Genomic DNA, 20,308 nt, shown 5'->3' with positions numbered 1-20,308 from the left:
GTGGATATTTTTCATATTACTTACGCAGATTCTCTCTCTGCTTCTGCCTGAATAATGCGTTTCAACCTGTCCTCCGCAGTCAAACCGCTACTATGGTCAAAAAACACTTTGACTTTATAATTTGTTTTGCCTTGCTTAATCACAAAAACTCCATCCGGTTTGTTTTTCTCCGAATGGTTATTTTGGGTGGGTAGTGTACTGTTCACAATATTTGTCATACGATATTCCTCCTAATTAAATGAAAAAAGCCCGACAAGGAAAGGTCTGACAACGAAGTTCCGACAACGGACATCAAAAAACCTTTTTTCTTTATCGGGCGATACTATCTTTTTACTATTTCCTTTTTCTTTATAATATTGGTTGTCATGGTTGTCAGAGAGGGAAAAGTGCCGCAATATCAAGGCTTTCGGGATTTTTGCCCGACAACCAGACCGACAACCGGCTCGACAACCGAAGCGACAACGGGCTTTTATTTTTGCTTCAACCATTCTTCTGGAAGTCCTAACTGTTCCATTTCCTCTGTCGGGATTTCTTGAAAACCATCCATGCTGTTGTCAGGCTCGTTGTCGTTCCTAATACGCTCCCAGCCTTTTTGTCGGCGGTAAGGCTCTGGAAAATACCTCGGATTGCTGAACGCCATCCAGCCTGTGACAGCGTTATTCATAATGTCATTGATCTCTCGCAGTTCCCATTGTTTCGGTTCGTCATAATCATGCCCCAGTGCTTCCTTATAAAGCTGTTTGGAACAGACCATGCTGCCGGAATAGCGTTCCAGATAGTCTAAAATCTGTCCTGCCTTTGTGTCCTCCGGCATAAAATCCTTTTGGTGGGCTTTCAGATAATCGTTCATAGCCGGACTGAATCTCAGACGGAAATTGCCGCTTCTGTAAATCTCCATAGCTTCTGCCCACATCTGATTGATATACTCTCTGGAAGCCTGTTCATCCGCCAAAATATGAACCTCAGCCCTTTCAGGATAGACCATAACCGGAACGAAGCGGCGGTTGCCTGTTCGGTCAAGGGGAAGAAAGTCAAGGGTATTAGAAGAACCTCCAAACACACATTGTCGTTTTCTGTCTGCCGGATGTGTTTCATACGGTATCTTATAGGTTTCCTTTTGGCGGCTCAGAAAGGACTTGATTTCTTCAATGCTCTTAGCGTTAGCGGTTGCAATCATTTCCGACATTTCAATAATCCAATGCCCCTGCATTTTGCGGTACACATTTTCATCATCCAGCTTTTTCAAGTCATCAGAGAACCAGTCATCATTGACCGCAAGCAAACGGAAGAAAGAGGACTTTCCAGCTCCCTGACCGCCCACAAGACAGAGCATAACCTCAAATTTGCACCCCGGCTTAAAGGCTCGTGAGATAGCACCCAACAGAAACAACTTCAATGCTTCATAGGTGTAATCATCTGTATCAGAACCGAGAAAGCGGTGCAGACAGAAGCGTATGCGTTCTGTTCCGTCCCATTGCAGGGCATTAAGAAAATCACAGACAGGGTGGTAACGGTTTTCGTTGGCAATAACCGCAACTGCGTCTATGATTTTCTTCTCTACGGTCAATCCATAGTTTTCTTCAAAATATAGGAGCAGATATTTCACATCCACATCCGTCAATGTCGGGCTGTCACGATACCAACCGAGGGGCTTCACAATGTCGATTCTTTCGGTCAGAAGATTTTTTCGGATAGCCCCTTTCAAAAGTGGATCATATTGCAGAACACGCTTATAATTTGCGGCAGTATTATAAACCTTACCTTTCTCGCTCTGCTCTAAGCTGTTTCGGATTTCTTCTACTGTGCATGGTTCTGTCTGCTGACAGTTCTGCAATTCGCTGTTCAAGTTTTAACACCTCCTTTCTCTGTTCTGCCACAAGTGCTTTTCGTTCCTCCAATGAACCATACAGAAGAATATCAAGCAGATATTCGATATAGTTCTTCTTATGCAGTGCTTCTGCAAACAGGGGATTCCATTCCTCATCCGGCTGTTTAGGAGCGTATTTCTTTTCCCATTCTCTAAGAAGATGAAAATAATCCGTCAGCACCTTGTAGCAATGATTTTCTCCTTTTTGATACTTCTGTTCCGGTGTCGGCTCACGAATACGAGGGCGGACACTGGGCTTTTGTCGGCTGTCATAGTTAAGACCAAAATCTTCAGCAAGTTTGACAGCAGCTTCCCTCAGCCCGATACCGAATAGCTTCGCTGTGAGATCAACAGCGTCTCCGGTTGCTCCGCAGCCAAAACAGTAATAGCGTTCATCCAGCTTCATACTGGGGGACTTATCTGAGTGAAACGGACAGCACGCCATACCTGTGCGACCCACTTTCAAGCCATAGGCTTCTGCGGCTTGTCGGGCAGTAACATTTTCTTTTACAACTTCAAATACATTCATGTGACTCCTTTCCTGAAACGAAAAAAGCACCTGTCATTTTCAAAACGAAAACAGCAAGTGCCTTAGAGTTCCATATTTAATTTTAGGTGCAAAAAAGCAGGAGACCTTTTCAGATTTCCTGCTTAGCAAAGCTGTGAAGATTTAATTGTGGTTGGGTTGCCAGTTATACAAACTGGAAATTTTCTTTTTAGAATGAATTATTTAATTTCTACAATAGCACCATATTTCGTATGCGGAAGATATTGTACCTTTAAATAAGTATTTTTATCAATATACCTTGAAAATACTGTGATTTCGATTTCATCATCTTTAACTTTATCATATAGAAAAATACTTCTTCTTTCAGAAGATATATCTGCACCACCATGAGATTGTTCAGTTACATATCCTTCTGCATAACTATACTGTTTGTTTATGATGTAAGGCATATCTAAAACAAAATCTTTCAAATATAAGATTAAAAGAATAGCTACTATAACAAGAATGGTATTAGCCAATCGAAGAAATATTATATCATTTTTTCCAGTATATTCTTTTTTTATCGCTTCTTTATCAAAAAATATCGAATAGATAAGTTTTCTTTTTTTAATTAGATAGATAATGCAAGCAATTAACGCTATAACAAATAATGAAACTCTTATAAACAATCTAAATATAGCAAAATCCATAATATCATCCCCTTAAACTTCAAGTTTGTTGCTTACATTATACTTCATCAACCTAAAGAATGGAAGATTTTTTCTTGCCTCCCAAAGCAAAAGCACCTGTCATTTTCAAAACGAAGACAGCAAGTGTCTTAGAGTTCCACATTCTATTTTGAGTGCAAAAAAGCAGGAGAACTTTTCAGATTTCCTGCTTAGTAAAGCTGTGAAGATTTAATTGTAGTCAGTTTTTCTTATACCATCCGAAATTTATACTTTAATGTTCTCTCATAACAAAAATCAATTTTGTCCTCCAACAAAAATACCGTTTGGGGGATTATCCCATATAAAATTATCCTCAGCCACTTCGCTCTCCAATGCAATTTCAATTTTATATATCCCCACATTTTGAGCATTTTCATCATCCTCACTATACATATAAAAATTCATACAATACCGTTCCTTCTCTGTCAATATGAGATACATACCATCCAATTCCGTTTTCCTTTTACCATAGTTGCTTTCACTTGATGATGCACAATCGCCCTCAAAACTTTGGATACTGCCCTCAATATAATCGAAAAAATCAGAGATTTCAGTGTCTAAATTCTCAATGTTCTTTTTGCTTTCTTCGGAAAATAGAGATTTGAGTTTCTCTGAATCCTGTTGCTTACATGCCTCGATAATTTGTTGACACATCTTATCCGTTTCATTTTGTTCAGAGCTAAACCAGTCATTGAAATATTTGTTAGAGCAGCCTGTTAAACCGAGTATAATAATCACACTGGAAAGCAACAATACTTTTTTCATATAATTACATCCTTTACTGAATAATTGCAAAATCACTTATTGGATTAAGGTCATTACAAAAAATTTCTTACTATCATTATACTTCATCAACCTAAAGAATGGAAGATATTTTCTTACTCCCTAAAGCAAAAGCACCTGTCATTTTCAAAGTGAAAACAGCAAGTGCTTTAGAGTTCCATATCCTGTTTTTTGCTTTTTGCCTGATCCGTCCGGCTGACTTCACGCTCTGCAATTTCTTTCTTTTTGCGGCTCAACTGCTCTATAATAGAATTTTTGGCTTTCTTCTTGATTTGCTCCGTTCCGGCTTTTTTGACCTCCGGTTTCATCAGCGTGGTTTGGATTTTCTGAATGGTTGATTTCATAGCGTTTGTGATTCTGGCAATCACGCCATCCAATCGTTTCACTGCATACTCAACTTCTTTCTTTGAAGCCTTACGCTCAGGGGAGAGAACCCACGCTTTAGACTGCTCCACCAGCTTAATATCCTCCTTGTGCGTTTCCAGTTTTACAGTATCAGCAACGACCTCAACCGCCTTGTCATAGGCAATATCGGCAACCTCGTCCACCAGAGCTTCCACATCTTCAATCTTCATCGTGAGTTCTTCCAACTTTTGCTCCTGTGCTGCCAGTTGCTCCTTTTGCTTGAAAAGAATATAGTCCTGTTTTTCCAGATAAGCACGACCACCATATTCCGGTTCTTCTTCCAGTTGTAAGCCATGCTTTTTCGCCACATCAAACAACAGCACTCGGCAGGCTGAATCGAAAGTCATCTTGCGGTTATTTTTTCTTCCGACAGGCTTCTCCGGTTCTGGCAGTTCAAACCCCAGTGCTTCCAAAGCCTTTTCCTGTTGTGGGGCAATCTCCCCATATTGATTTTCACAGTCGAACACATGACGCTCGTGAATATGAGGGGTGCTTTCATCCAAGTGCAGTGCCCAATTCAGGATATGGACATGAGAGCCGAAACGCTCATTTACGATTTCCATAAATTCTGTGACGATCTCAATGAGCAGTTCTGGTGGAACATGATTATCAAGCGTTCCAATCTGATAGACCGTTTCCTCTGGGCAGGTCTTTTTACTTTTGAGCAAATCTCCGGTTTCCTTATTTCTTTCAGGGTGTCGGTTCTTCACATTTCTTTCGTTCTGTCCGGTCACAAAATCACGATACCGCTGACGATAAAAAAGCTGTTCCACATCTTCAAAAGTGGCAGACAGCTCATTTTCCTTTTCGGGATTTTTGAAATTGCGGAAGCCATTGTAACAGTCCCAATAGAGATTTTGTTTGGCTCGTTCTTCGTCAATGTGTTCGCTGTTGGCAATGTCAAAACTGCGGTCATTGTGCTTCGGATTATAAACGCCATTCTTTCCGGCTCGTCCATTGTGCCTTGTTAATTTCACATGAGTTCCTCCTTCTTTTTGATTTCCCCGACAGGGGAGAAGGGCAGCGAAGCTGATTCCTTGCGGCTTTCTGCGTCAAGTAATACCCAGTACTAAGTGGCGAAACGCCACTTAACTGGGCAAGGCTGCCGCCCTTGACCTGCACAGGGGTATTGCATTCCCTGTACCCATGCACAAAGGGTTGCACCCTCTGTACTCCCGCCCGAACAAACTGACTTCGCCCCGTCTCAAGCTCTGTCAGTTCCTTCGGTTTTACAAAACAGTCCACCGGACTATTTTGCAAAAAGAAAAACCGACGCATGATTGCTTTACGCTCAATACATCGGTTTCTTCATCTGACCTTGACGGTCATATTCAGTTGTCTAACATCGTACTGTTATAAAATCTATGTCATTTACGATTTTTCTTATGCTGATTTGCCCAGTAAGATTTTACAGGGATTCTTCTTCTTTTTATGTCCTCCATAAATTCTTCTTTGTCAATATTACTATCAATGGTAAATAATTTTTCTCCATTTACATATACACGCATAGAACCTTTCTTTCTCTCGCAATAGGTAATATCTTCAAAGTGAAAAGTTCTCTTTCTGCCAAAAGTTGAACGCCATGTGATTTCATCTCCGTTCACTTCCAGTTTCCACATAATCATATTCAATGAGCCGATTAAAGAAACAATAAAGAAAATGCTAAAAACGAGTGGTGGAAACAAATCATCTTGTTGAATAGCACTGGCTACCGTAGCTCCCCCAAAAAGAAACACCGCCAATACAAAAAACATAGTAAGTACTTTTTCGGTTTTTATTATATAATGCGTCCTTATTATTCCCTTTTTCTGTTCTTCCTCTCGTTCTTTAGCTCTCTTTTGTTGAAGATTTACAATATATGTCAAAAGAAGAAGTACAACTAAATAGGGACCTATTTGTGTAATTATATTCAAACACATTCGTAAAAAACCATTCATTTTTTGCCCTCCATAGTTCCAGATATGTAAAAATGATTGTTTAAATTCGAGTATTTAAAACCTCACTTTTTCATATCTCATTATACTTCATCAACTTAAAGAATGGAAGAAAAAATTTTGTATACAGAGTTCCTGTTCAAGCCTTGTAACGCACATTTCTGCAAAATCCATAGTCCCCGATACTTTCCTTGCAGACGATAGGCAACGGTCAAAACATCAGGTCTGCACCTGACATTTTAACCGCATATCAGCCCTGATTATCACATTATCCCTGCTGACTGTTCAGCCCATGCTTTTTCGCATATTCGCTGGCTTTCTGTCTGCGTTCCTCACTGTAAGGCGGCAGGAAACGGATAGACAAACGGGATTTTGCCAGCTCATAAGAAATACCGCCTTGAACATTGGATTTTTCCAGTCTGCAAAGGTCAGGGTACTTCTTAGCAAAAGCAGCCAACCTCTTTTTCAATCCGGCGTTGTGGGTGTAGATATTTGCCTTGTCCTCGCCCTCATTAAAGAGAACGATTGTTTCTTTCTCAATCTTCGTAAGTCTCGCCATAGCAGCCCTCCCTATGGTTTTTCAACACACGCAGCTTGCAGTAAAAGCAGCGATACCACCTTTCAACACCCTCAGCACTCAGCTTGACGGAAAGCATATAAAACAGCTTCTTCGTCGCCGGATCGGGTGCAAGGGCAGCCACCATACGCAAACGCTCGACAGTTGCTTTCAGGTTCGGACAGCCAAAGGCATAAATGGCTTTCATTTCATTCCGGTTCATCTTCATTGTGTTTTCCTCCTTAAAGTTTGATAAATGAAAATCGACAGACACTTCATAAGAAAATACCTGTCGCTTCGTTTACGATATAGATTTGTTGGTTTTGGACTTGATAAAATCAGCAGTAAATCATTTCCTGTCTGATGATTTCTTCGGCTCGGTTACGGATAGAGTTCATGGACTGTACCCACAACATCTGATTGTCTGCTTTCATGGTTTCGGTCACACCCTCGGCTTGTTTCATCTGCTCAATGACAAGGCTGCACCTTTCCGCTACCTGTTCGTTCAGGTCAGCAAGGTAAGTATGCAGTTTGCCGGATAAACAGAGGGCAGAGAACCTTGCAGGGCGGTACTGCTCCAAATATGTCCTGTGCAGTCTGCCCCACATACCGATAGGGCGGTGTTCCTCCGGCAGCTTCAAGTCCGGCACATAGTAATCGCCCACAAGAACATAGTCCAGACCGTTGCTTTCATCATGGATTCGTGGTTTCAATTCTGTCATGCTATTTTTTCTCCTCTCACTTTTTGCCGATTTGATTTGGTTACGGCGTTCTGTTCAGCACACACATTGCTATCAGAACTTTTTTCTTCTGCTATACGCTCATGCTCCGCAAATTCTTTTGATTTCTCACGAATTTTTTTCATATACTTACGATTGGATTCTCGTTTTCTGCGAAGTCGATCTGCTTCTTTTTCAGCAGCAATCCTTTCTTCCTCTGTTGGTTCATGCTGCTCCACAGGTACTTGAAATTGCCCGACATAGTTAAGATATATCTCCACCTCTGTGGTGCGGTCTGCACCTTTTCCCTGTGGCTCGTGAACCAGTATTTTGTCTATAAATTCATTTATCATGGCAGGAGTAAGCTCTGTAATGTTCTCATACTTTTTAACCAGCTTTAGAAAACGCTCCACATTATTTTGACCGCCTATAATCCGTTGCATATCAGCGGTGTCAGTTTCAATAATCTTGTTTAGCTCGTTCTGCTCATTTTCATAATCAGTAAGCATACTCTGAAAAAGCCTGTCCGGTAATCTTCCAATCACATTATCCTCATAGATTTTCCTGATAAGCATATCCAATTCGTGAAGTCGCTTCTGATTTCTTTCAATGCGTTTTTTTACAGTTTCAGAAACAGCAATATCTTTCATCGCCGATTCTTCTTGCAAAGAATAGACAAACTCCTGCTCATTCAAAGAAACATAGTGGCAAGTTTCCTGTATGGTTTTTAGAATGATGCTTTTAAGTGCTTTTGTTGAAATATGGTGGCAAGTACAATGCCGGTCATATTTCTGACGCCCCAGATTATATGTGGAACATTCATAACAATCTGCCGGATTGGAATAACTTGTCCTTTTTTCTCCTTTAGCAGTATAATATATTCTTTCTCGCCCTTTTCGTTCCCTGTGATTATACATCGGCGCACCACAGTCAGCACAGTAAATCTTTCCGGTCAGAACATTAGGTTCGCCCATAGGATCTGCTTTTCTTACATTCTGTCTTAACTTTTGAGCAAGCAGCCATGTTTCTTCATCGACAATAGGCTCTTGTGTATCATCAAAAACCACCCAATCTTCCTTATTTGTCCTTTTCACTTTTTTGTCCTTATAGGAATTTTTGAATGTCCTGAAGTTGACAGTCTTTCCGATATACTCTGGTCGGGCAATCAGAGTAGTAACCTGATTGCCTCGCCACATATACGGATTTTCTTTGTCATAGTTGCTTGCATGATTTCCAAGTCCCTTTTTTCCAAGATAATAAGAGGGTCTTTCAATTTTTTCTTCTGAAAGTTCTCTTGCTATCTGATAAGGTCCTTTTCCCTCAATAGTCATACGATAAATTCTGCGGACTACTTCAGCAGCTTCTTCATCAATAATCCAATGGTCGTGGTTTTCGGGGTCTTTCAAATAGCCGTATGGTGGGATATTACTTGTATGCGCATTGCCGGAAGAACCTCTGGATTTCAGTACAGCTTTAATTTTCTTACTTGTGTCCCTGACAAACCACTCATTCATGATATTCAGAAAAGGGGCAAACTCACTGGTTTCTTGACGGTCACTGTCAATACCATTATTGATTGCTATAAATCGAACTTCCTTTTCTCTAAACAGAATATCAGTGAAAAAACCTACTTGCAGATGATCTCTGCCGATTCTGGACATATCCTTGCAGATACAGACAGTGATTTCTCCGTTTTTAACACCTTCAACAAGTCTGTTCCATGAAGGTCTGTCAAAAGTCGCTCCACTCCAACCATCATCGGTAAAATGAACAAGATTCGTAAAGCCATGTTTTATAGCATAATCTTCAAGCATTCGCTTTTGATGAACTATACTGTTACTCTCTCCAGCATTATCGTCATCACGAGACAGTCTTTCATACAAAGCAGTAATGCCATTGCTTTTATCTTTTTTTCTTCTCATGCTGAACTCCTTTCTTCAATTCCTATCCACTCCTTACGCTCACAAAATATCACATCCGTATAATGTTTCGGCGGTGCTGTAAAATGTTCACTAAATTTTACAACAACACATTCAAATACCTGTCCTATTTTTATATCTGGAAAATCACTTTCCTCCTCTTCTGGCTTTTCTGCATTTTTCCCATATGATTTAAAGAACCGTTCTTCCACTTCTTTCCATCCATATTGGAGAACATTCTTTCCAGATACAGTAAACAGTTCTCCATGACAGGAAATTTCAGTCTTAATACTCTCATATATGTATTCCTGTTCCGATGCACATAATAACTTTGATGCAATCAGCATAAGAATTTCTTTTTCTCCACCCGGAAGTGCTTTTAAATCCGTGTTTGCAATTTCTACCGTTGGTATAATTGCATGATGATCTGATACCTTTTTGCTGTTTAAAAGTCTTTTTATCTCTGGTTCCGAACCCTTCATTGATATTTCTGGAAATACTCTATTTACCGCATCAATAACCAAAAACGCATTTTCTTCCATATCATCTGTAAGATATTGGCTATCCGTCCTTGGATACGTCACCAGTTTCTTCTCATAAAGGCTTTGGGTATAGTCCAAGGTTTGCTGTGCCGTAAATCCAAGAAGACGATTTGCTTCCCTCTGTAATGTGGTCAGATCATATAATTTCGGCGGCTGTACCTTTTTCTTCTCTTTCTTTACTGAAAGAATCTGTGCAGTTTCATCCTTCATATCCTCCATCATCTGAACGGCAGCACTTTTCTCTTTTATCCGGTTACTTACAGCATCCAATCCATCCATCAGAAGATGAACCAGATAATACTTCTCTTTCTGGAAGTTCTCGATGCTCTTTTCCCGTTCCACCAGCATTGCAAGTGTAGGTGTCTGCACCCGACCTACAATCAACCGATGGTGATACAGCACCGTAAACAGTCTGGTGGCATTAATTCCCACCAGCCAGTCTGCTTCACTTCTCGCCACCGCAGAATAATAAAGATTATCATATTCATGTCCATCTTTCATCTGCTGAAATCCTTCCAGAATTGCTTTTTCCTCCATGGAAGAAATCCACAGTCTTTTAAAGGGAAGTTTACATTCTGCCTGGTTATATACCAGACGGAAAATCAACTCCCCTTCTCTTCCTGCATCTGTTGCACATATAATTTCTGTGACATCTGCTCTGTGAAGCAGTTCCTTTAAAACCCGAAACTGCCCTTTGGTACTTTCTTTAATCTGATATTTCCAATTCTCCGGGATCATGGGAAGTGTTTCATATTTCCATGCTTTCCAGTCATACCGGTACTGATCTGCACTGGCCAGTTCAATCAAATGCCCAATACACCAGGAAACCAGATACTCTTTTCCTTCCAGATAGCCATCTTTTACGTTTGTGGCATGAAGCACCTTCGCAATGTTTCTGGCTACGCTGGGTTTTTCCGCAATTACAAGCTGCAATTTTCTATCTCCTTTCTGCACCTGTCGCTGTAATTAAGTGAAACAAAGTTATTCCTCTGATTCTTCGTCTTCTACTTCACCTTCCATTTCATATTCTTCTAATTCTTCATCATCCTCACGAATTGTATCTTCTTCCTCCTCATCGTCGTCCTCGTCCTCTTCATAATCAAAAGAAGTATTTCTTCCTTTCATAAATTTCCAATAATAGTAAGCACCACAAACTCCTGCCAGAACCAGCAGCATTAATAAAATCGTGCCGGAATTATTGCTTTTCTTCTCAGGTTCTTCCTTTTCTTCCGGTATGATCGTAACTTCTGGTTCCGGTGTCTCTGTGATCTTCTCTGTTTCAAGTGGCAGTGCAGATTCTGCAATAGCCTGGTTCTGTGGAAGTGTGACCATGTTGGTATCCGTAAAGTTCAAAAGATCATTTTCGCCTACCTCTGTAAGAAGATAAACATTTTCATCCGTTTTATCCTTATCTACAATCAGATAAAAAACCTTATCACTTTTTGTCTTGATCGTATAAAATTCCTTTCCCCCTTTGTCCTGAACTGTTCCTGTTGTCATGCCGGAAGCAGAACTTTCTCCCTGCACCCGTCCGGTATCTGCTTCTGTATCCGTTTCATTTCCTGTGTTTTCTGGTTCTGTTGGTGCAGTAGCAGTCTCGTTCGTTGTCTGATGTTCCGTTACGGTTGCAGTAGCACTGGTGGGCTTACTTGCAGTTCCATCGGCTGGCAAAGAAGCTGCATTCTGCTCCGTTTCGGAAACCTCTGTATTCTCTTTTACTGCATCTGGATTTTCATAATAAGGGTTTCCTACTTTATAGATCTCTGACATATTTCCTGCTTTGTCTTTTGCCTGCAGGGTAAAGTATTCATAGGAAGTATCCGCTTTTTGCAAACGGACATTTAACGTATTATTCGTCAGTTCTGTGAATTCATTTCCATTGACATACAAAGCAGCAATTCCCGATTCCGCATCAACTCCCTGCACGATCAGTATCCCATTCTTCGCAGCCGCAATAATAGTTGGTTTAGTTTTATCAAAACACTCTATGTAACGATTCTGCTCATAAGTATTTCCATTCTGATCGGTAACTCTCACATAAACACTACAATTAGAAGAGATGGATACTTCCATATTTCCGGTTATGTCTGACCATCCTCCATTTTCTGAAAGTCTTGCTTCTACTTTTGCAATAGAAAAAGCACCTGTATTCTTTGTATCTTCCACTTGAATTTTTACGGTTGCCGTATCTGTCTGCCAGCCTTCGGGTTCTGTAAAGGTAATCCCTACTTCTGGTGTTTCCGTCACATCATTTCCTGCATCTTCCTGTGCCTGTTCCACTGGATCTGCATGAATTTCAACTTCTGATCCATCTGAAAAATCAACATCTTCCGGGCTGCTTTCTTCTGATGATTCCACTTCTACATTATCTGCCCATACAGTCAGACTTCCGGGCGAACTATAAAAGAAAGCTCCTGCCGGAAGTCCTGCTAACGTAGCTGCGGTTAAAAATACAGCTGCTCTTTTATGAAATTTCTTCATTTTCTGTCTGCTCCTTTTCTCTGGTTTCCAATATCTTTTTTTGTTCCTCCTTGCTGATATCAATCATCAACTGAAGTTCCTCTGCGGAAACTCCATTGCTTCGGATAATTTTTAGATACTCCATATCCTCTGCCTGTTTCTTCTGTTCTTCCAGATTCCTTGCTTTTTTCTGTAGCTTTTCAATCTTAACGTAGGTTCTTGCAAGTTCTTCTTTTATTCGTTCAATGTTCAAATACGCCCCTCCTTATGGCCTGCCAAAAGCATAAAAATGAGACTGCCAGTATGCAGAATTAATGGACGTATACTGAATTGGATTTCCACAATGGATCATCTGTCCATCTCCGGCATAAATTCCTACGTGGGTAACCGGCTCTCCCGCATCATACGTCCCAGTGAAAAAGATAATATCTCCTGGCCTTGCTTCTTCTGGTGATACAGGCATACAAATGTCATAAATTCCCTGTGCAGTAAGTCTTCCCATATTGCAGACACCCGAATTGGTAAACACATAGCTTACAAAACCAGAACAGTCAAAAGAAGTCTCCGGGCTGGAACCGCCCCATACATACGGCATACCAAGATATTTGTCTGCTTCCGCAAATAATCTCCGCACAGTCTCATCATCATAACTGCCGCCTCCACCATACAGCCCGCTATCTCCGGTACTGATATAAAAAACAGGATTATAATATTCCCCATCTTTGACCAGTTCCAAATATAACTGGCTTCCGGTTGCACTTCCTGTACTTCCCGTTGTACCAATTACAGTATCTGTTGTTACTTCCTGACCATTTGCTACCGAAATGCTCTGCAGATAAGCGTATTTAATCTGCACACCTTTTTTATCCTGCGTAACTACATAATTTCCAAAAGTTCCGCTATATCCTACATCTACAACAAAACCATTCATCGCTGACTTCACTTCTGTTCCCTGTCGTACATTAACCGTCACACCTCTGTGAAGTTGTGTCTGCCCGGTTCCATTGTTTACAGAATACCCATAATAGGTACTGATATAGGCATACCAGTTTAACTCAACCGGAGTTTTATATGTCTGTAAATTTCCTCTGTTGGAATAGACCTCTTCATAAATTTCCTGCTCATCCTCTTCCATTCTGGACAGAATAACACTTCTAAGCGGTTTTGCCTGAACAGAAACATTCAGTACATCTGCAGTTACTGTACGGGTAACTTCCACAGAGTTCTGATTGCCCTCTGCCAGAAAACATTCCCAGGTCTGATGACCATGTGCCTCAGCTACTGCGTGATTATCATAATAAACATCAAACTGGACACCATACTGGGCAAAGTTTCCAGTATCTTCTACGGTGTACTCAATCCCATTCATCACTACTTTCGTCCCCATTGGAAGAAATGGGTTTGCAGCATCAACCGCAAGCGTATGATTAGCCTGTGGCATTGCCCCTGAAGCAGTTGGTCCTCCACTCCACACGCCACAGCAGATAGGACAGTTACAGTATCCACTGGTCACAACATTTCCCAATGACTGCCCTACCTGTATTGTAGATGTTTCCTGCCGGGTTTCACTTTTTTCCTCTACGGTGATTCCGTACTGTAAAGAAAAAATTGTTTCCAGTTCTCCTTTTATCTCATCAAACTTAAAATCCCCATACCTGGCAGTCAGATAACTGATCAATGTATGGGGATCATGGCCGATTTCACCAATGTTATATCTGTATTCATCTTTTCCTGGATACCGGGCTTCCATCTGGTTTATTTTCTGTTGAAGACTGGCTTCCAACTGCGTATAATACAACTCTGCTTTTTCAATTTCGTCCGGATCCGCAATGTAACTGGAAGCGATTACCGTAGAAATTCCATTAGAAAACATAGCCGAACAGGAAGCAAATCCTGTCATTACGGAAAGAAGCAAAATCAATAACAACCCCATTGAGATCAGAGTAGTTACATTTCTTACAAATACTTCCTGTGCCTTTCTTGCAATTTTAGTAGCAAGATTTACTGACCGGATTGAGGTGTCTTTTGTTTCTTTTGCAATCTTCCCAGCCCGGTATGCCATCTGATACTCTCGCTTAATCCTCTGCTTCTGTATTAATTTTCTGATCAGCTTTTTCTGCATCTCTGGATGTTCTTCCAGATATTTCTGATATTGATACCTGGATGCACTCTTCCAGGCTCTTTGCTCTAAACGGTTTTCTTTATGTATCTGACTGCGGTTCTTCCGGATATTTCTACTGCTATGTTCCTGTAATATCCACTCACCTGAACGCACCAGCTTATGTGCTGCATCTACAGCACTGTTTTCCTCTTCGTCTTCGCCTGCTTTCTGATATACTGCATTTTTTAATGCTTTCTTTGGAACAGAAGACAAGGTTTTCTTTTTACCATCCGTTTTCCCTGTTTTTTTGTCGAAATATAAATGGTACTTTACCTTTGCTTTCTGTTCCTCATTTGTTTTCTTGGTATAAACAGAATCTTTCGGAATTTTGTTCTGCCTCTCAGCTTCCTGTTTTCTTGCAGCCTTATCCACTTCCTGATAAGTTTTTATTGTTTTTCGGCTATATTTCTGCTTTCCTTTTTTTCGGTTTGTAGAAACATCATTCTTCTCTGCCTGAAAATGTCCTCCATCTGTTTCAGCCGAAGTTTTCTTTTCTTTCTTCAGACTTCCATCTGTCTCCAGTTTTCCAAACTGCAGTCTCTGCTGTTTCTTTTTCTGTCGCTGATACTGGCTCCTGTGTTTTTCTTTGCGCTCACGTATTTCTACCGCTGAATCCACAGATACACCTGCAGGCTTGTCCCGATATCTGTACCGTCCCTGTGTTTTTCGTTTTCCCGGAGGACTGTTTGCAGCCTCTTCTTTTTTGGCAGGATTTCCCTCCTGAACTTTTTCGGAAAATTGTTTCTTTTCAGCTTTTTTATGAGAGTTTTTCTTCTTTTCAGAAGTAATAAATGCCTGTTCTACATCCTTCTGTTTATAAGGCAACTCCTGATCGCTGTTTGTAACTTTTCTGGTCTCCTTTGTTGCAAGATTTTCCTCAACCAGACCATTTCTGGTCATACGGCTGACTTTCTTCTCTTTCGCCGTATATTTTTGTTTTCCCAATGTACCTCACCTCTGCTTTTTTGTCCGTTAAGTCTGAATCTCATCCGGTTTAGTACTCATCAAAGCATAGGTTCTGGTATCCTGCGGATATCTGTCTGCAAAAGGTATGATTACATTTCCGTAAAAAAGCAGCCCTTCTCCTGCATTACTGTTATTTACAAAAGAAATCTGATGCTTGGAAATATTCAATTTCTCCGCAAGGATCTTCTGATCCCCGCTGTGCTGATTTAACATCAGGATAAAATCACTGTTTCCCACAATACTTTCTACTGCCAGAGAGCCAAGAAAATCTGTTACATTCTGACTGATTCCTGTAATGATTCCACCCCACTTACGAAATCTCTTCCACATTTCAATAGAATAATTAGCAGTCTGTGGCTGGTTCAGCAAAAGGTGAAATTCATCCACATAATAACGGGTTGATTTCCTGCGACTGCGGTTCTGTGATACTCTTGTCCAAACCATATGCTGGACAATCAACATCCCTGCTTTTCGTAGTGTGGTTCCAAGTTCCCGGATATCAAAGCATACCACTCTGTTCTGCGTATCGACATTACTTCGATGGTTAAATACATTCTGCGATCCTGTTACATACAACTGCAGACTGTTGGCAATGTTCTGTGCTGCTGGTTTATCTGGTGCATAAAAGTTCAGACGTTCATAGAAATCCTGCAAAGTCGGCATATTTTCCGGTTTTGGATCATTGTAAAGATATTTTTTATAAATGTCTTTTACACACAGGTCAATCATGGAAACCTCATCACCATTTAATTCTGCATTTTGAGGTTTCTTCATAATGACCTCGCAGAAAGATGTGATAAACTCTGCTTTATCAGCAATAATGGTATCAATATCCTCCACATCGCCATTAATCCTGTATTTCTCCGGATGATAAATAACATCCAGGTTCACTTCCATAGGATTGATGTAATCATTACTTTTTGCACTGATTTTAATAACTTCACCATTTAAGGCATTTACCAGCGGAAAATATTCTCCCTCCGGGTCACAGATAATAATGTCATCGTCTGTAATCAAGAAAACATTGAGAATTTCTCTTTTCGTTGCAAAACTCTTACCGGAACCAGGAGTACCCAAAATCAGGCCGTTAGGTGTTTTCAATCGTTTCCGATCCACCATAATGAGATTGTTTGACAGTGCATTTAAGCCATAGTAAAGAGCTTCACCGCCTTGGAAAAGTTCCTGTGTGGTAAACGGAACAAAGATTGCTGTAGAAGTCGTAGTCATAATTCTCTGTATTCCAGTCTGGTTCATTCCCAGTGGCAGTGATGCCACAAGTCCCTGTTCCTGCTGATATTGAAGTCTCCGTATATTGCAATTATATTTCTGGGCGATTCCTGCCGTCTGATACACAATATTGTCCAGTTTTCTCTTATTGTCCGCTGTATTCATCAGCAAAAAAGTAAGTTCAAAAAGTTTCTCATTCCTGGACTGGATTTCATTGAGCAATCCCTCCACATCCTCTCCGTATGTAGAAATGTCCGTTGGAATAATATCCATATCATATCCGCTTCTGACCGCTTTCTTCTGTTCTTCAATTTTCATTTTCTGAATATTTGACAGCGTGCTTTTCAGGCTTTTAATAGCTGCCTTGGGATCAATGGGACGCAGGTGCATATTGATGATAAGATTCTCTTCCAGATCCAGCAGATCTGCCAACAGTTTATCCGTAAGTTCTGGTGATGTAATCTGTAAATATGACACGCATCCAAAAGTCTGTCCCATCCGAAAATAGCTGTCATTGCGAAAATCAAATCCGGTAGGTGCAATAAAGTCTTTTGTCTGCAGACCTGTTTTTGCAACCATCCCATAATGGAAATGGAAAGATTCTTTTGTGTCCATATTCATCACATCATGCAGAATTTTCAGACGTTCTACTCCATTTAAAGGCTCTGCCATGGCTCCCATCACCTTAAAATTATTCAACACACTGGCTTCAATTCTCTCCAGCCTGGATTTTGCATTTCGCAGATTATCCGCTTTAATGGAAAATGTGATATATTTTGTTTTTACAAGCCCGTTATTTCCTTTGGAAAGCTGCATTTTCAACATATCCGAATATTCTTTCCGAATATCATTGAAACAGTCATCCTGCTCTGGAATATCAATATTTTTTGCATACTCATCAAAATTCACCTGTTGATTAAGAAATGTAATTTGTACCTCAACAGAGCTGTCAAATGAATTCAGGAACTCACAATAGTTCTCAAAAATAGCCGCTTTATCATCATTCTGCGCTAACTGGTAATTTATATCGTAGAACTGCACCATTTTTGAATAATAGTTATCATCCGTTCTGCAGATACCATCCTTATATATTTCCTTATATGGAATCGTATCCTGCGCTGTAAAAGGCTTCCTCTTCTTCTGATTCTCCGCTTTTATCATCCGAAGTTCTTTCAGACGCTTTTTTTCCTCTTTCGTAAGTCCGGTTTTCTGTTTCTTATTTTTTTCGGTCTGCTTTTTTAAGGAAATGGAACGGATTTCTCGCTTCCCTGGCTTCTTTTGCCTTTTTCTCAAGCCATGCACCCTCTTTCTCTAATTTATCGTACTCTATAATCCGGTCATATAAGTTTTGGGAACGATAGACCCTGATTCCAGGTCTTAAAAATTTCTGCCGGATAATGTGAAGCAATATTTTCTCTGCTGGAAATCCATCCTTTTCATACATTGCAAAAAAGAAAAATGGCAGCATCACTATGATCATAAGCGTTGCTGCCACATCTGTTCCCAGTCCTGCTTTTGTCAGCAAATAGACCGGAACACCACAAATTCCTGCCAGAGAAAAACATATAATTTGTCTTTTAGTTAAATTCAATGCTAATTTTGTCTTTATTTTTGAAAAATCTTTCGGCACTGGAACATATGCCATATTCTTGTTTCCTCCTAATGTGCATTGAAGATTGATTTTGCCAGGGAACTGGTCTTAAACAGGCTGAAACATAAAATAACTGTATATGCTGCAACTGACCAGATAGCTGTATGAAGATTATCCGCAACTGTAATAGCATTTACCAGAACTGCATAAATCGCAACACATACCATCATAAAAAATCCCTGGAATCCCAACGCTAATAATGCCTTCACGTAATTATTTCCAATACTTCCCCATTCCCTGTTCGTAAATGTTGAAAACGGAATAGGTGCCACAGAGACATAAAGATATATTTCTATCATTCGTCCATATAAAATGACGGTAATCAGGACTGATATGATTTTTAGACATAAACTGACCAGCATCGTTTCCAGACCAAGCCCCAGTAATTCTCCGATTCCCATATCTTCAATCTGCGTTTCAAGAAGCGTTTTCAATGCTTCTGTAACATCAATAGATGCGGAACCGGTTATCATACCGCCAGCATTGGATACCACATGATTCGCTACATCAAAAATTGCCATCGCAATATCAAAAGTATGAGTAACCAGATATACCGCTACCCACATCTTAAAAATGTATTTGAAAAACATAAACGTATCCGTATCGTGCATATTGTTTTTTTCCATAATCATGGAAATCAGCTCATAACACAGTACAAATGTAATAATCATCCCCGCAATGGGGACAATGACATTATCCGACAGATTTTTTATCATGGAAAAAATGCCACTGTTCCAATTTTGGGGTGTTTTCCCAACCTCTGTAGCAATCGTTTCTACTTTGGTATTTACATCGGTGAACATGGTATCCAGGTTTGATGTGATCCAGCCTGTTAGCAGATCCTTTATGAACTCTGTTATTTTTTCGGTTATTCCACCCATTTATTTATCCAAACAAAGTTGCAAGCTGTGGAATCAGGTTTATTCCAATCAGTACGATGCCACCGCCCGCCATCAACTGTTTTATCCCCAATTAGGTGTAAAACTCTGCTCGATGGCGGGCGGCGGCGCACAAAAAATCTATATGGTATTTTTAAGAGAACCGTCCCGGCGGGACAGGTCAGGCAGTGACCTGTTCCACCTCCGGGATGGGTTTGAGATTAAAATGAATTTCGATAGAAATGTGTCTTGTTTTATCTTCGTCAATGCGCTCATGCACGACGATTTCTTTGATTAAGCGGTTAAGGGTGGCTGCGTCCAGCTCTGTGATGTTGGCGTATTCCTGAATGGCTTCCACCCATTGTTTTGCGTCATTGGCAAGCTGGACTTCATCGGACAGCCGCTTTCTGCTCTCGGACACTTTTGTTTTAAGCTCCGTCTGCTCGGTCTGTGTCTTTTCCAGCATGGTGTTGAAATTCTGTTCACTGATACGCCCTGCAATCATATCCTCATAAAGCCGCATTACCATTTTGTCCAGAACCTCAATCCGTTCCTCGTCCCTTGTAAGGGAGCGTTCCATTGCTTCCCGCTGTTCCCGCTGCTCGGCTTCACAGGTATTGGTCAGGCGGTCGGCAACCGCTTCCCCGTCCATCAGGGCAGCTTTGGCACATTCCCGGATTTTCCGCAGCACATGGCTGTAAAGGGTGTCATAGTCAATCCGATGCTGGGTGCAGTGGTTCTTTCCAAAGGCATTGTAGGTCTTGCAGGAATAAATCTGCTGAGGATGTTTTGCGTTTGTGTAGCGTACCGTCAGCGACTTCCCACACTCGCCGCATTTTATCAGTCCGGCAAACAGGCTGATTTCATTGGTCTGCCCCGGACGCTGGCGGGATTTCAGCTTATTCTGCACAATGTCAAAGCTCATGCGGTCAATCAGCGGTTCATGCTGCCCCTCCACCACAATCCAGTCCTCCGGCTTCTTTTCCCCAATCGTGCCGATTTTGAAACGGTAGTCCTTTTTCTGG

General features: G+C 40.8%; 19 protein-coding genes and 1 pseudogene. All 20 read right to left on the bottom strand.

Annotated elements, in window-relative coordinates:
* Positions 1-20 precede the first annotated feature (20 nt).
* Positions 21-218: a hypothetical protein gene (locus AB5170_RS18980; protein ID WP_003864557.1), complete on the bottom strand. Its 198-nt coding sequence runs from the start codon at positions 216-218 to the stop codon at positions 21-23.
* A gap of 251 nt (positions 219-469) precedes the next feature.
* Entirely contained in the window at positions 470-1,846 is a 1,377-nt protein-coding gene (locus tag AB5170_RS18975) for a virulence-associated E family protein (RefSeq protein ID WP_009255106.1), read from the bottom strand.
* Complete coding sequence (locus AB5170_RS18970; protein ID WP_003864559.1) at positions 1,758-2,396, bottom strand: CHC2 zinc finger domain-containing protein; 639 nt, start codon at positions 2,394-2,396, stop codon at positions 1,758-1,760. Before AB5170_RS18970 ends, AB5170_RS18975 begins: the two co-directional genes overlap by 89 nt.
* A 197-nt stretch (positions 2,397-2,593) precedes the next feature.
* Positions 2,594-3,064 carry a hypothetical protein gene (locus tag AB5170_RS18965; RefSeq protein WP_003864560.1) on the bottom strand — a complete coding sequence of 157 codons (471 nt, stop codon included), beginning with the start codon at positions 3,062-3,064 and terminating at the stop codon, positions 2,594-2,596.
* A gap of 273 nt (positions 3,065-3,337) precedes the next feature.
* Positions 3,338-3,847: a DUF5104 domain-containing protein gene (locus AB5170_RS18960; RefSeq protein ID WP_009255107.1), complete on the bottom strand. Its 510-nt coding sequence runs from the start codon at positions 3,845-3,847 to the stop codon at positions 3,338-3,340.
* Between the two features lie 167 nt (positions 3,848-4,014).
* The gene (locus AB5170_RS18955) at positions 4,015-5,247 is read right to left on the bottom strand and encodes a hypothetical protein (protein ID WP_009255108.1); all 1,233 of its coding nucleotides are present in this window, start codon (positions 5,245-5,247) and stop codon (positions 4,015-4,017) included.
* Between the two features lie 390 nt (positions 5,248-5,637).
* Positions 5,638-6,207 carry a DUF6560 family protein gene (locus tag AB5170_RS18950; protein ID WP_117578212.1) on the bottom strand — a complete coding sequence of 190 codons (570 nt, stop codon included), beginning with the start codon at positions 6,205-6,207 and terminating at the stop codon, positions 5,638-5,640.
* Positions 6,208-6,472: 265 nt separating this feature from the next.
* Complete coding sequence (locus AB5170_RS18945; protein WP_117578210.1) at positions 6,473-6,763, bottom strand: molecular chaperone; 291 nt, start codon at positions 6,761-6,763, stop codon at positions 6,473-6,475.
* Positions 6,741-6,989, bottom strand: a complete 249-nt coding sequence (locus AB5170_RS18940; RefSeq protein WP_117468933.1) for a ferredoxin — start codon at positions 6,987-6,989, stop codon at positions 6,741-6,743. The genes AB5170_RS18945 and AB5170_RS18940 overlap by 23 nt, the downstream gene beginning before the upstream one ends.
* Positions 6,990-7,098: 109 nt before the next feature.
* Positions 7,099-7,482: a TnpV protein gene (locus AB5170_RS18935; protein WP_117578208.1), complete on the bottom strand. Its 384-nt coding sequence runs from the start codon at positions 7,480-7,482 to the stop codon at positions 7,099-7,101.
* Positions 7,479-9,401: a recombinase family protein gene (locus AB5170_RS18930; protein ID WP_117468932.1), complete on the bottom strand. Its 1,923-nt coding sequence runs from the start codon at positions 9,399-9,401 to the stop codon at positions 7,479-7,481. The genes AB5170_RS18935 and AB5170_RS18930 overlap by 4 nt, the downstream gene beginning before the upstream one ends.
* Positions 9,398-10,873 (bottom strand): DNA topoisomerase, encoded by a 1,476-nt coding sequence (locus AB5170_RS18925; protein WP_173770064.1) that lies wholly within the window; start codon positions 10,871-10,873, stop codon positions 9,398-9,400. Before AB5170_RS18925 ends, AB5170_RS18930 begins: the two co-directional genes overlap by 4 nt.
* A gap of 48 nt (positions 10,874-10,921) precedes the next feature.
* Positions 10,922-12,421, bottom strand: coding sequence for a CD1107 family mobile element protein (locus AB5170_RS18920; RefSeq protein WP_173770065.1), 1,500 nt, complete (start codon positions 12,419-12,421; stop codon positions 10,922-10,924).
* Positions 12,405-12,653, bottom strand: coding sequence for a DUF4315 family protein (locus tag AB5170_RS18915; protein ID WP_173770066.1), 249 nt, complete (start codon positions 12,651-12,653; stop codon positions 12,405-12,407). Before AB5170_RS18915 ends, AB5170_RS18920 begins: the two co-directional genes overlap by 17 nt.
* 12 nt (positions 12,654-12,665) lie before the next feature.
* Positions 12,666-15,506 carry a CD1108 family mobile element protein gene (locus AB5170_RS18910; RefSeq protein WP_049940438.1) on the bottom strand — a complete coding sequence of 947 codons (2,841 nt, stop codon included), beginning with the start codon at positions 15,504-15,506 and terminating at the stop codon, positions 12,666-12,668.
* A 27-nt stretch (positions 15,507-15,533) separates the two neighbouring features.
* Positions 15,534-18,047 (bottom strand): VirB4-like conjugal transfer ATPase, CD1110 family, encoded by a 2,514-nt coding sequence (locus AB5170_RS18905; protein ID WP_368361648.1) that lies wholly within the window; start codon positions 18,045-18,047, stop codon positions 15,534-15,536.
* Positions 17,971-18,399, bottom strand: coding sequence for a PrgI family protein (locus AB5170_RS18900; protein ID WP_005426563.1), 429 nt, complete (start codon positions 18,397-18,399; stop codon positions 17,971-17,973). Before AB5170_RS18900 ends, AB5170_RS18905 begins: the two co-directional genes overlap by 77 nt.
* Before the next feature lie 14 nt (positions 18,400-18,413).
* Complete coding sequence (locus AB5170_RS18895; RefSeq protein ID WP_005426566.1) at positions 18,414-19,286, bottom strand: VirB6/TrbL-like conjugal transfer protein, CD1112 family; 873 nt, start codon at positions 19,284-19,286, stop codon at positions 18,414-18,416.
* A gap of 4 nt (positions 19,287-19,290) precedes the next feature.
* A pseudogene (locus tag AB5170_RS18890) lies at positions 19,291-19,374 on the bottom strand (Maff2 family mobile element protein); the annotation flags it as partial.
* A 90-nt stretch (positions 19,375-19,464) separates the two neighbouring features.
* The coding region (locus tag AB5170_RS18885; RefSeq protein ID WP_368365135.1) for a recombinase zinc beta ribbon domain-containing protein at positions 19,465-20,308 on the bottom strand (844 nt) is incomplete at its 5' end.

Source organism: Ruminococcus sp. RTP21484sp1_RTP21281st1_A8_RTP21281_210402 (assembly GCF_040914025.1).
Classification (GTDB): domain Bacteria; phylum Bacillota; class Clostridia; order Lachnospirales; family Lachnospiraceae; genus Blautia_A; species Blautia_A faecis.
Note: the sequence above shows the minus strand (reverse complement) of the source record. Positions and strands in the feature narration are given on the sequence as shown.